Source organism: Actinomadura rudentiformis, from assembly GCF_008923185.1.
Taxonomy (GTDB): Bacteria; Actinomycetota; Actinomycetes; order Streptosporangiales; family Streptosporangiaceae; genus Spirillospora; species Spirillospora rudentiformis.
This window is the reverse complement of record NZ_WBMT01000003.1, coordinates 45,751-58,475: the sequence shown is the minus strand read 5'-3', so window position 1 is coordinate 58,475 and position 12,725 is coordinate 45,751. Positions and strand designations below refer to the sequence as shown.

Genomic DNA, 12,725 nt, shown 5'->3' with positions numbered 1-12,725 from the left:
AATGGGTGAACGAAGGGGGCGCCGTGTCGCAGGCAGGCGTGGCGGGCCAGAGCCCGGGGGCGATGGCGACCCACGACCAGGCGCGGCCGGTCTACACCCATCGTCAGATCCTGGAGATCCTGGCCGGGCTGATGATGGCGATGCTGACCGCGATGATCTCCACCTCGGTGGTCGGCACGGCGCTGCCGACGATCGTGGGTGATCTCGGGGGTCAGGACCAGCTCTCCTGGGTGGCCAGCGCGTCGCTGCTGACCATGACGGCCTCGACGCCGCTCTGGGGCAAGCTGTCGGACATCTTCGGCCGCAAGCTGATGTTCCAGAGCGCCCTGCTGATCTTCGTGCTCGCCTCGATCGGCGCCGGGATGTCGCAGAACATGGCCGAGCTCATCGCGGCCCGCGCGGTCCAGGGCCTCGGCGTGGGCGGTCTCTCGGCGCTGGCCCAGGTCATTCTCGGCGACGTCGTCCCGCCGCGCGAGCGCGGCCGTTACGCGGGCTACATGGGTGCGGTGTTCGGGGTGGCCACCGTGGCGGGGCCGCTGCTCGGCGGGTTCATCGTGGACACCGACGGCCTCGGCTGGCGTTGGTGCTTCTACGTCTGCATCCCGCTCGCGGTGATCGCGTTCCTGGTGATCCAGAAGGTGCTCACGCTGCCCCGGGTCAAGCGGGACACCCGGATCGACCTCTTCGGCGCGTTCACGATCACGGGCAGCGCCACCGCGCTGATGTTGCTGCTCTCCCTGGGCGGCCAGGAGTTCGACTGGCACTCGACATGGACGTACGCGCTCGGCGCGATCAGCGCCGTCCTCCTGGCGGCCTCGATCTTCGCCGAACGGCTGGCGAGTGAGCCGATCCTGCCGCCGCGGCTCTTCCGTAACCGCACGTTCGTGCTCGCCGCCATCGCCTCGCTGTGCGTCGGCATCGCGATGTTCGGCGGCATGATCTACCTGCCGCAGTACCTGCAGATCGTCAAGGGCATGAGCCCGGCGGCCTCCGGCCTGATGACGCTGCCCCTGGTCATCGGCATGTTCGTCACCTCGACCGGCTCGGGCCAGATCGTCACCCGGACCGGTCGATGGAAGATCTTCCCGGTGCTCGGGCTGGTCTTCGTGGGCGGCTCGATGCTCCTGCTCTCACAGCTGCACACCGACTCCAGCAAGCTGGTCATCGGGGCGGACGTCGCGGTCCTGGGCGTCGGGCTCGGCCTCACGATGCAGATCCTGATCCTCGCCGCGCAGAACGCCGCCGCCCCCGCCGTCCTGGCCGCGACGACCGCGGGCGTCTCGTTCTTCCGCAACCTGGGCGGCGCCATGGGCGTGGCGGCGTTCGGCGCCATCCTCACCAACCGGCTCAACGCCGAGCTCAAGGACGCGATGGCCTCCGCGCACGTCACCGCGCCCGCAAGCGGCACGACCCTCGGCTCGCCCGACCAGGTGCACGCCCTGCCCGAGCCGTTCAAGGGCCTCGTGCTGGAATCCTTCACCAAGGCGCTGGAGTCGGTCTTCATGGTCGGCATCCCCATCGCGATCCTGGGATTCCTGGCCGTCCTCCTCCTCAAGGAGCTACCGCTGCGCGGATCCGCCGCCAAGCACGCAGGGCCGGACGGTGACGGCGACCTCCCCGAGCCGGCGGCCCCAGCCAGAACCCCGACCGCCACCGGAGGGTGAGCGTCTGGCCGCCGGCTCTCGAGGTCACTTCCCCTTGAGCTCGCGCAGGAGCTTGTCGGCCTCTCCCTTGGAGTTCGTGCCGGTGATGACGACCTTGCCATCGGAGATCGGCATCTCGACGCGGGGCACGGTGACCAGGCGGTCGCGGACCACGAACGCCAGATCCTTGCCCACCATCGCCCGGGTCAGGTCGGCGAACGCCCGCCGGTCGGTGGTCCGCAGCGTCAAGGCCACGTCGTACGCTCCCCGCGCCTTGCCGCGCTGGAGCCGGAGATCGGCGACCCGCCGGATGGCGATGCCCTGGGTCAGCACGTAGCAGGTCGGGCCGGTGGCGGTGGGCCAGCTGATCCCCTGCGTACCCGCCTGGCACTGGCCCGGGACCGTCGCCGCGACCGGGTAGATGTGCAGCGGCGCGGCCAGCGTCACCGGCCGGGTCCGCATGGACGAGGCGATCAGCCCGCCGGTGACGGCCACCGTCGCGATCAGCAGCCCGAGGGTGAGGATCATGACCAGCAGGGCGGACCGGTTCTCGCGGGCCACCCTGGTCTGCCCGCGGCCCTTGCCGCTCCGGTCCCGTTTGACCTGCGCGGCGAGGCGCTGGCGCTCCACGGATCGGGCGCGCCGTCTCTGGTCCGGATCGTCGGACGCCTTGGTGCCCGCACCGGCCGCGGCAGCCGCCGGGGAGGGCGAGGCCGCCTTGCCCGTGTCGGCTGCCTTGCCCGCGCCGGCGTCCTTGCCCATGCTGGCTGCCCTGCCCGTGTCAGGGTTCTTCTTGGCCGCCTTCTTCGCGGCTCGCCTGGTGGCCCGGGTCTGCCTGGGCAGCTTCCCCGAACGCGGCGGCACAGGTTCGTTCGCAGCGGCGGCGGGCAGTACGGCTGTCTGCTCGGGCGCCTTCTCCGGAGGCTCAGGAGATTTTGGAGACTCGGGGGGCTCCGGAGGTTTCGGGGGCGGTCGCTCCGCCGTCTCGCCGGCGACGGTGCCGCCATCCTTGACCGGCGGCTCCACGGCCTCCGGGCGCCGACGACCCTTGGTCCGGCGCGGAACGACCCGCATCGTTCATCTCCCCGTCTGCATGATCATCGATCGTCGGAGCAGTCGTCCAGCCGGCGACGGCGGTAACGAACGGCAACTTAGTCGCGTCCCGCCCGGGCCACCAGCCTGGAACGCGAACAACCGCATGATCGCGCGAGAACTCGCGTGATCATGCGGTTGTCGACCTCGTCCATACATCCGCTTTTATCAATGTGTGAGCAGGCCGCCGACGGCCAGGGTGTGCCCTAGTCGATCCGCCAGGTGTCGCCGCTGCCGAGCAGCGCGGCGAGGTCGCCCTTGCCCTGCTGCTCGACGGCCTCGTTCATCTGGGCGCGCATCTCCTGGTCGTACGACGGGCGGTCGACGTTCCGGAAGACGCCGATCGGGGTGTGCTCGAACGCCGGCGAGTCCAGCCGCGACAACGCGAACGCCTGCGACGGATCCGGGTTGTGCGCGTCGTGCACCGCGATCTCCGCCGGGTCGACGTCCGCCACGTTCACCACTTCGAACGAACCGCCCGGCGTGCGCCGCAAGGCCTTCTGCTGGTCGGCGCCGAAGGTGATCGGCTTGCCGTGCTCCAGCCGGATCGTGATGTCGTCGCGGACCTCGGCGTCCTTCAGCGGCTCGAACGCGTTGTCGTTGAAGATGTTGCAGTTCTGGTAGATCTCGACGAGCGCCGTGCCCTCGTGCTGGGCGGCCTCCCGCAGCACCGACTGCAGGTGCTTGCGGTCGGAGTCGATCGTGCGGGCGACGAAGGTGCCCTCCGCGCCGATCGCCAGCGAGATCGGGTTGAACGGCGCGTCGAGCGAGCCCATCGGGGTCGACTTGGTGATCTTGCCGATCTCGGATGTGGGCGAGTACTGACCCTTGGTCAGCCCGTAGATCCGGTTATTGAAAAGAAGGATCTTCAGGTTGACGTTGCGGCGCAACGCGTGGATCAGGTGGTTGCCGCCGATCGACAGCGCGTCCCCGTCACCGGTCACCACCCAGACCGACAGGTCAGGGCGGGAGGTGGCGAGGCCGGTCGCGATCGCCGGCGCGCGGCCGTGGATCGAGTGGAACCCGTAGGTGTTCATGTAGTACGGGAAACGCGACGAGCAGCCGATGCCGGAGACGAACGTGATGTTCTCCCGGCGCAGGCCGAGCTCGGGCAGGAAGGACTGGACGGCCGCCAGGATCGCGTAGTCACCGCAGCCCGGGCACCAACGCACCTCCTGGTCGGTCTTGAAGTCCTTCAAGGTCTGCTTCTGGTCCGTCTTCGGCACGAGCGAGAGCGCGGTCCGCCCGGTGCCGTTGGCAGCGCCAGTTCCGTTGGCAGTGTCGGCGCCGTTGGCGGTGCCGCCGCCATGGCCGTTGACGCCGTTCACGGAGTTGTCACTCACTGTCGATCACATCCTGGATGACGCCCGCGAGTTCCTCGGCCTTGAAGGGCAGGCCACGGACCTGGTTGTAGCTGATCACATCGACGAGGTAGCGGCCGCGCAGCAGCAGCGCCAGCTGACCCAGGTTGATCTCCGGAAGGATCACCTTGTCGTACGAGCGGAGCACCTCGGCGATGTTGGCCGGGAACGGGTTGAGGTGGCGCAGGTGGGCCTGCGCGACATTGTTGCCGGCCTTGCGAATGCGCCGTACGGCTGCGGAGATGGCACCGTAGGTGCCGCCCCAGCCGAGCACCAGCACCTTGGCCTCGCCGGACGGGTCGTCGACCGCGAGTGGCGCGATGTTGTTCGCGATGCCGTCGACCTTGGCCTGGCGGAGCCGGACCATCCGGTCGTGGTTGGACGGGTCGTAGGAGATGTTGCCCGAGCCGTCGGCCTTCTCCAGGCCACCGATCCGGTGCTCCAGCCCTGGCGTGCCCGGGATCGCCCACGGCCGGGCGAGGGTCTCCGGGTCGCGCTTGAACGGCTGGAAGTCCTCCTGGTCCGCTTGGGCGAAGCCAGGCTCGATCTTCGGCAGGGCGTTCACATCCGGCAGCTGCCACGGCTCGGAGCCGTTGGCCAGGTAGCCGTCCGAGAGGAGGATGACCGGAGTGCGGTACTCGACCGCGATCCGGGCCGCCTCCAGCGCGGCGTCGAAGCAGTCGGAGGGCGACTGCGGCGCGATCACCGGCACCGGCGCCTCGCCGTTGCGGCCGTGCATGGCCTGCAGCAGGTCGGCCTGCTCGGTCTTGGTCGGCAGGCCGGTGGAGGGGCCCGCCCGCTGCACGTCGATCACCAGCAGCGGCAGTTCGGTGGCGACGGCGAGGCCGATGGTCTCGCTCTTGAGCGCCAGGCCGGGCCCGGACGTGGTGGTGACGCCCAGCGAGCCGCCGAACGAGGCGCCCAGCGCCGCGCCCACCGCGGCGATTTCGTCCTCGGCCTGGAACGTCCTTACGCCGAAGCGCTTGTGCTTGGACAGCTCGTGCAGGATGTCGGAGGCCGGGGTGATCGGGTAGGAGCCGAGGTAGATCGGCAGCCCGCTCTGCACCCCCGCCGCGACCAGCCCGTAGGAGAGCGCGACATTGCCGGTGATGTTGCGGTAGAGCCCGGGCTTCTGCTCGGCCGGCTTGATCTCGTACGAGACCGAGAAGGCCTCGGTGGTCTCCCCGAAGCTCCAGCCTGCCTGGAAGGCCGCGATGTTGGCCTTCATGATCTCGGGCTTCTTGCCGAACTTCTTCTCCAGGAACGCGATCGTTCCCTCGGTGGGCCGGTGGTAGAGCCACGACAGCAGGCCGAGGGCGAACATGTTCTTGGCCCGCTCCGCGTCCTTCTTGGACAGGTCGAAGTCGGCGAGCGCGGTCACCGTCATCGAGGTCAGCGGCAGCGCGTGCACGTGGTACTCGCTGAGCGAACCGTCCTCGACGGGGTTGCCGGCGTAGCCGACCTTCGCCAGGGCGCGCTTGGTGAACTCGTCGGTGTTGACGATCAGGTCGGCGCCCCGGGGCAGGTCCCCGATGTTGGCCTTGAGGGCGGCGGGGTTCATGGCGACCAGGACGTTGGGCGCGTCGCCGGGGGTCAGGATGTCGTGGTCGGCGAAGTGCAACTGGAAGCTGGACACGCCGGGGAGGGTCCCTGCCGGGGCGCGGATCTCGGCGGGGAAGTTCGGGAGCGTCGACAAGTCGTTGCCGAACGCCGCCGTCTCCTGGGTGAAGCGATCACCGGTCAGCTGCATGCCGTCACCGGAGTCACCGGCGAAGCGGATGATGACGCGGTCGAGTTGCTGGACCTGTTTGGTCACAGAGGAAGACCTCCTCGACGCGCAGCACCGGTCCTGGGGGAGGCTCCCAGAACCGTGATGCTACTTAGGCTTACCTTCATGGTATGTCCGGTATGTACTGCTTGTTCCGGGGGGCTGGAGGCTGCGGAGGCCGGCGTGACGGCCGTCAGGCGTCGTGATGCCAAAGGCAGCGTTGCCTTCGGCGTGGTCACCGTCCGGCCGCGGTCAAGAGGATCAGCCGTGGCCGATGTTCCGCCCGTCATGTGACATCCCTCTTCCAGGGAGGTCTGGCCCCGTAACACAAGACGTATCACTTAGACCAGAGGTTCACGCGTCCTCACCGGATTCGGGCAGGTCCTAACCAGAGGTACGACCTAGGCGGTCCCGGGGTTCATCGGAAACCCGAGTTCATGGGCTTACGGAGAACGCTCACGGAGAACGCTCAGGGAGAACACAGGCAGCTGGCCAAGCGGCACAGGTCGACATGGAGCCGCCGGACGAGCCGCGGAAGGTTAGCCGAGGTGCCGAGGCTTCCCTGGGGCACGGAGTTCACGCACCGCACTATAGACAGCACGAATTCCGTTCGGATTCACCGGCCCCTTGGTTCGGGGGCCTCAGGCACGTCAGCGCTCCCGGTCGAGCGCCCGGAGAAGCTCGGCCACGTCGGTGCTGGCCACGGCCTCGCCCACGACCCGTGCGGTCGCGCCGTACGGATGCGCCCCGGGAGTGTCGCGCACCTGGCTCATCCACGCCCTCCAGGCACGACCGCCGGCCGTGCAGCGCAGCACCAGCTCGCGATTGTCCGGAACCGGTCCCGATCCGGTGCAGGAGCCGAGCCGCCGCCCCTCGGCGACGATCGTCGCACGGAGCGCGGCCCGGGCACCGGCCGGCACGGCGCCGTCGGGCGAGGTCAGCGACGCCGGCACCCGCACCGTGCAGCCGCTCATGTTGTCCTCGCAGTTGCTGAAGGTCAGCTTGCCGGGCCGGAACCGCAGCCCGGGATCGGCCGCGCCGCCCAGCGCCGCCACCCGCGGGCGCAACTCGGCGAGCAGCGGGCCGGTAGCGGCCAGGACCGTCGCTGAGAACCGCGGATCACCAGGGCCCGCCGGGTGAACGCGCAGCAGCCGGTACGGGGCCGCCGCGGTCACGAAGTAGTCGGCCCGTTGCGTGCGGAGCCGGTAGGCGGCCGTGCCGCCGATCGTCTCCCTGGCGGGCCGGGCGGTCGTCTTGGCCAGCAGGTCGGCGATCGCGCCCGCGCCGAGGACGTTCGCCACGTTCAGCCGGAACAGCGTCGCCGGCGCCTTGCTCCAGCGGCCGGCGTAGTTCTCCGGGTGCGAGCTCTCGCCGCCGTACGTGCGCCAGAACGCCACGCTCGCCTTGACGAACGTCCGGCCGTCCACCGAGACCAGGTCGGCCCGCTGGCCGCCCACGGTCAGCGAACCGGAGGCCGATCCGGCCCGGGTCACCCTGAGCCGCACCCGTGCGGGCTGGCCGTCGGCCGACAGCGTGCCGTCGTACTGCAGGCCCGGTGCCGCCCGCAGCTGCCGCGCGGCCTGCTGGGACCACCCCACGGCGACGCTGCCCTTCCCACGGGCCGTTCCGGTCGAGCCGTCCTCTCCGGAGAAGAACACGTACGCGATGGCGGCGGCCGCGAGGAGCAGCACTGCCAGCCCGCCCGCGAGCACCACCCGGGGCACCGGCAACCCAAGGGTCCGCTTGCCCGAGCCGGAGCCCTTGCCACTGATCGTGACCGTGGCCGTGGGTGTGGCCTGGCTCGTGGGCATGCCCTGGCCCGTGGGTGTGGCCTGGTCCGTGGGTGTGGCCTGGCCCGTGCCCGCAGCCGTGCCTCTGGCCGCCGTGCCCTCGGCTGGGGGCTCCTGGGGTGTGGGCGGTACGGGGGGACGAGGATCCGTCACGGACGACTCCTCATGTTCAACGCTCACGCACTAAAACTCCGCTCACGACAACCGATGCAGTCACACCGATGCCAGACATGGCCATCCACACCGGCGCCAGACATAGATTGCCGGACGATACCCGCCTGCGCAGCAGGACTGGGCATCGCCCGGCACTCATACGCCCCTGCGGGCGTCAGATCACTCGCGGTCGAGGCCGCTCTGGAGAGTCTCGACGTCGGCTTGGGTAGCGCCCTGCACCCGGAACGACGCGTTCTGCCGGTAGCGGGACTGGCCGCTGCGGGACCAGCTGGCCCACGCGCTGCTGGCGACCCGGCATTCCGCCCAATTGGCGTTCGAGGAAGCGTTGAACGATGTCGTGCAGTCACCGAGGTCCCGACCGGCGGTCGAAGTGAGTGAGAACTTCACTTCGACCTTCGCCGACCCTGATGTTGCAACTGGACGGAACCGGCCGCGCACCCGGCAACCAGAGCTGTTGGTGGTGCAGCGGGTGTTGGCCCACTCCATGAGCACGACCCTTGCCTCGCTGTCGAACGAGTCCTTGAGCTCGCCCATCATGCCGCGGATCTCGCTGATCGTCGTGGTGGCGGACGCGGCGCTGTGCGCGGTGACGTCGACCTGGACACGCGGGTACGAGCTCTCGTAGCGCAGCAGCTCGGGGGTCTTGGAGTCGGTGACGTAGAAGGTCACCGACGTGGTGCCGATCCGCAGCGCCTTGCGGCCTTGGACCGTGGTCGTGGCCTCCCTGAGCGTGTACTTGAGCGTGGAGGCCGACCGCAGCGCCCGCGAGAGTGCGGCCGGGGTGAGGGCCCTGCCCGCGTCCAGGCTCAGGTCGCTGGAGCTGACCTTGCCCCACTGGTCGCCGTCCTTGAGCATCGCCGAGGACGAGGTGACCTTGGTCGACCAGTACGACTTGGGTGCCTTGACGAAGAGCTTGTCGTCGGCGGACAACAGCGTCACGTTGTCGCCGTCCCAGGACACCTGACCGGCCGCGCGGCCGCCCCTGGTGACCTTCATCTCACCCTGGAGCGTGTCGCCGCCGCCGGAGAAGGTGCCCTTCAACGTCAGCGCCCGTGCGGTCGAGACCGAGGTCGCCGTCGCGGACAGCCGCTCCGAGGCCGTCATCTTGTCCTCTTGGAAGACCGTGAACGCCAGCACGAGCGCGATCACGACGACGAGGACGAGCCCGGCGCCGCCGAGCAGGGCGATCACCAGGCCGCGGCTCGAACCGCGCGGCGGCGGGCCGCCGGGCGGCGGGAAGAACGGGGGTGGTGTCCCCGGACCGCCATAACCACCGGGAGGGGGCATGCCCGGCCCCGGCGGGGGCGGGGCGCCGAATCCCCCGGGCCCGCCCGGCCCAGGACCAGGAGGCCCACCCGGCCCCGGAGGTGGCGGGGGTGGCCAGGAGGAACCGCCCGGGGGTTCCCATCCCGGGGGCGGTGGAGGGTTGCTCATCCGCTCACGTCCTTCCAGGTCAAGTGACCCCAAATGCACCTCTAGTGTGCAGCAACCGTCGGACTTTGTGTGTGGCCGTTTACGCCCACGGGCCGGGGTGTGGCGGATCTTTCCTTGGGAGATACTTGACGGGACGCGCTCCGCGAGGTTGGAAGGACACCGTGGCGGACTATTTCGACTCGTATGTCGTCCTGGTGGTGCTCCTGCTGGTGGGCGGCGGCATCGTGGGCGGCGGCCTGGCGGCCAACCGCCTGCTCCGGCCGCACCGGCCCACAGCCGAGAAGCTGACCACCTACGAGTGCGGTGTCGATCCCGTCGGGGACAACTGGGCGCAGTCCTACGTCCGGTACTACGTGTTCGCCTATCTGTACGTCGTGTTCGCGGTCGACGCGGTGTTCCTCTTCCCGTGGGCGACGGTCTTCTCGGCGCCCGGCTACGGCATGACGACCTTGGGCGAGATGTTCGTCTTCTTGGGCTTCCTCGCCGCCGGACTCGCGTACGCGGGCAAGAAGGGTGTGCTCTCGTGGGTCTGAGGCGATGGCGAGATCGGCACAGGCTGTAAGAATGCTTATGTGAGCACTGTCGATCTGCCCCCGCCAAGCGTCGGGCCGCTGTCGCGGCTGGCGCCCAAGCCGATCAAGTTCGTGCTCAACTGGGGCCGTCGCTATTCGCTGTGGGTCTTCAACTTCGGGCTGGCCTGCTGCGCGATCGAGTTCATCGCCACGTCGATGAGCCGCCACGACTTCATCCGGCTGGGTGTCATCCCGTTCGCCCCCGGCCCGCGCCAGGCCGACCTGATGGTCGTCTCCGGCACGGTCAGCGACAAGATGGCCCCCGCGGTCAAGCGGTTGTACGAGCAGATGCCCGAGCCCAAGTACGTGATCTCGTTCGGCGCCTGCTCCAACTGCGGAGGGCCGTACTGGGACTCGTACTGCGTCACCAAGGGCGTCGACCAGATCATCCCGGTGGACGTCTACGTCCCGGGCTGCCCGCCCCGCCCCGAGGCCCTGCTGCACGGCATCATCCGGCTCCAGGAGAAGATCGCCGCCGAGTCGCTCGGCGAGCGCTACAACGGCTCCGCCGAGCCGGTCACCCCACCGCCCCCGCCGCGACCGCTATCGGCCACCGTCCTCCGCCGCCCCCTCCAGCCCCCGCCCCTGCCCCACGTCCCCGACAACCTGTTCCACGACGAGGAACCCGCCCCGGACGCCGAAACCCCCGGCCCGGACGACGAGACCCGTCCGGTTCGAACCGTGGAGCCAGAGGCGCCGGGCCCGAACGACAAGACGCTTCCGGTGGTGCCGGTGGAGTCCGGCGCTCCCGGCCCGGATGACGAGACGCGCCCGGTGGCCACGCCGCAAACCGAGATACCCGGGCCCAATGACAAGACCCTCCCGGTCGCAACCGTAGAGCCGGAGACCCCAGGCCCGAATGACAAGACGCTTCCGGTGGTGCCGGTGGAGCCGGAGACATCCGGCCCGGCTGACGAGACGCGCCCAGTGGCCACGCCGCAAACCGAGACGCCTGGGCCCAATGACAAGACCCTCCCGGTTACGACCGTGGAGCCGGAGACCCCGGGGCCGAATGACAAGACGCTCCCGGTCGTGCCGGTGGAGCCCGACGCTCCCGGCCCGGATGACGAGACGCGCCCGGTGGCCACGCCGCAAGGTGAGACACCCGGGCCTGATGACGAGACGCGTCCCGTCCCGGTTGCGCCGGATGATGAAACGCGGCCTGTGCCAGTGGCGGACGAACCCGACGAGCCCGGGCCCGATGACCAGACGCGGCCGGTCACCGCGGTTGAGCCTGAGGCTGCGCCCAGCCCCAACGCCGAGACGCGGCGGGGGCGGCGGGAGCACGATCCGTCGATCATTCCGGGGCTGGCCGATCATGAGGGTGACGACGAGATCGGGCGGTCGGAGCGGTGAGCGCGGAGCTGGCCGCCGCCTGGACCGACCGGTTCGGCGACGAGGTGACCACTGAGGAGACGTTCGGCGGGCTGGCGGTGGGCGTTCCGCCGGAGGTGTGGGTCGAGGCCCTCACGTTCGCCCGGGGCGAGCTGTCCTGCGGCTTCTTCGACTGGCTGACCGGGGTCGACGAGCTGGCCGAGGGATTTGCGATCGTCGCCCATGTCTACTCGCTGGAGAGGCGCCACCATCTGCTGATCCGTACGCGGATCCCACGCGAGGCGCCAGTGCTGCCGACGGCCACGGGTGTCTACCGGGGTGCCAACTGGCACGAACGCGAGACGCAGGAGATGTTCGGGGTGGTCTTCGAGGGCCATCCGAACCCGCTGCCGTTGCTGCTGCCGGACGGGTTCGAGGGGCATCCGCTGCGCAAGGAGTTCGTGCTCGCCGCCCGTGTCGCCAAGCCGTGGCCGGGCGCCAAGGAACCCGGCGAGTCGGGCCACGGCGCGCCGAGCCGCCGCCGGGTGCGCCCGCCCGGGGTGCCCGAGGACTGGGGACCCGGCGCCGCACCCAGGAAGGCGGCGCCGGATGCTTGAGATCGTCGTCAAGCTCGCGCTGGTCGCGGCCGCGTTCGCGCTGCTGCCGCTGCTGGTCGGGCAGGCAGAGCACAAGGTCATGGCGCACATGCAGGGCCGCCTCGGCCCGATGTACGCCGGCGGCTTTCACGGCTGGGCGCAGCTCGTCGCCGACGGGGTGAAGTTCGCCCAGAAGGAGGACGTGATCCCGCAGGCGGCCGACCGCTGGGTGTTCAAGCTGGCACCCGGCGTGGCGCTCGTCCCGTATCTGCTGGTCCTCATCGTCGTGCCGGTCGGCCCGGACGGCCAGGTCGTGCTGGACCTGGGCGTCGGGCTCTTCTTCGCGCTCGCGGTCATGGGCGTCGGCGTGATCGGCGCGATCATGGCCGGCTGGGCCAGCGCCAACAAGTACTCCCTGCTCGGCGGCATGCGGGTCGCCGCCCAGCTCATGTCGTACGAGCTGCCGATGGTCTTCGCGGCCTCGTCCGTCGCGATGGCGGCGGGCACGCTGTCGCTCTCCGGCATCGCCGAGGAGTGGCGCTGGTACTGGCTGCCGTGGCAGGCGGTCGGCGCGGTCGTCTTCTTCGTGGCGGGGCTCGCCGAGCTGCGGCGGCCGCCGTTCGACATGCCGGTGGCCGACTCGGAGATCATCTTCGGTCCGTACACCGAGTACGGCGGGTTGCGCTTCGCGCTGTTCCTTCTGGCGGAGTACGCGGGGATCGTCGTGCTCTGCGCGCTGACCACCGTGTTGTTCCTGGGCGGCTGGAAGGGCCCGTTCCTGGACACCGAGCTCGGCTGGCTCTGGACGCTCCTCAAGGTCTTCGTGCTCGCGTTCCTGGTGATCTGGCTGCGCGTCAGCTACCCGCGGATGCGCGAGGACCAGCTCCAGAAGCTTGCCTGGGCCTATCTGGTGCCGCTGTCGCTGGCCCAGCTCGCCCTCACCGGCGTGCTCAAGGTCGCGTTCGCCTGAGGCCGCCCGTT

11 protein-coding genes are annotated in these 12,725 nt (G+C 69.9%); 5 read left to right on the top strand and 6 right to left on the bottom strand.

The window, feature by feature from the left end; translation table 11 throughout:
* Positions 1-62 precede the first annotated feature (62 nt).
* On the top strand, positions 63-1,664 hold the full coding sequence (locus F8566_RS06795; protein WP_151559482.1) for an MDR family MFS transporter: 1,602 nt from the start codon (positions 63-65) through the stop codon (positions 1,662-1,664).
* Between the two features lie 24 nt (positions 1,665-1,688).
* Here the strand turns inward: F8566_RS06795 and F8566_RS06790 are convergent, their stop codons facing one another.
* The 6 genes from F8566_RS06790 to F8566_RS06770 all read right to left on the bottom strand — a co-directional run bounded on the left by F8566_RS06790 (position 1,689) and on the right by F8566_RS06770 (position 9,115).
* Positions 1,689-2,717, bottom strand: coding sequence for a SecDF P1 head subdomain-containing protein (locus F8566_RS06790; protein ID WP_151559091.1), 1,029 nt, complete (start codon positions 2,715-2,717; stop codon positions 1,689-1,691).
* A gap of 224 nt (positions 2,718-2,941) precedes the next feature.
* Complete coding sequence (locus F8566_RS06785; protein WP_225992985.1) at positions 2,942-3,961, bottom strand: 2-oxoacid:ferredoxin oxidoreductase subunit beta; 1,020 nt, start codon at positions 3,959-3,961, stop codon at positions 2,942-2,944.
* A gap of 109 nt (positions 3,962-4,070) precedes the next feature.
* Positions 4,071-5,912 (bottom strand): 2-oxoacid:acceptor oxidoreductase subunit alpha, encoded by a 1,842-nt coding sequence (locus tag F8566_RS06780; protein WP_151559090.1) that lies wholly within the window; start codon positions 5,910-5,912, stop codon positions 4,071-4,073.
* A gap of 421 nt (positions 5,913-6,333) precedes the next feature.
* Entirely contained in the window at positions 6,334-6,435 is a 102-nt protein-coding gene (locus F8566_RS52830) for a putative leader peptide (protein WP_404800280.1), read from the bottom strand.
* 79 nt (positions 6,436-6,514) lie between these two features.
* Complete coding sequence (locus F8566_RS06775; protein WP_151559089.1) at positions 6,515-7,807, bottom strand: hypothetical protein; 1,293 nt, start codon at positions 7,805-7,807, stop codon at positions 6,515-6,517.
* Between the two features lie 180 nt (positions 7,808-7,987).
* Positions 7,988-9,115 carry a hypothetical protein gene (locus F8566_RS06770; protein ID WP_225992926.1) on the bottom strand — a complete coding sequence of 376 codons (1,128 nt, stop codon included), beginning with the start codon at positions 9,113-9,115 and terminating at the stop codon, positions 7,988-7,990.
* A gap of 308 nt (positions 9,116-9,423) precedes the next feature.
* On the opposite strand from F8566_RS06770, the gene F8566_RS06765 reads away from it, so the two are divergent.
* From F8566_RS06765 to F8566_RS06745, 4 genes are read left to right on the top strand one after another with little or no spacing between them, the layout of a single operon-like run.
* Positions 9,424-9,795: an NADH-quinone oxidoreductase subunit A gene (locus F8566_RS06765; protein ID WP_151559087.1), complete on the top strand. Its 372-nt coding sequence runs from the start codon at positions 9,424-9,426 to the stop codon at positions 9,793-9,795.
* A gap of 39 nt (positions 9,796-9,834) precedes the next feature.
* Positions 9,835-11,190 (top strand): NADH-quinone oxidoreductase subunit NuoB, encoded by a 1,356-nt coding sequence (gene nuoB / locus F8566_RS53250; protein ID WP_318836387.1) that lies wholly within the window; start codon positions 9,835-9,837, stop codon positions 11,188-11,190.
* Complete coding sequence (locus tag F8566_RS06750) at positions 11,187-11,765, top strand: NADH-quinone oxidoreductase subunit C (protein ID WP_151559085.1); 579 nt, start codon at positions 11,187-11,189, stop codon at positions 11,763-11,765. Before nuoB ends, F8566_RS06750 begins: the two co-directional genes overlap by 4 nt.
* Complete coding sequence (locus F8566_RS06745) at positions 11,758-12,714, top strand: complex I subunit 1/NuoH family protein (protein WP_151559084.1); 957 nt, start codon at positions 11,758-11,760, stop codon at positions 12,712-12,714. The genes F8566_RS06750 and F8566_RS06745 overlap by 8 nt, the downstream gene beginning before the upstream one ends.
* The last annotated feature ends 11 nt before the right edge of the window (positions 12,715-12,725 follow it).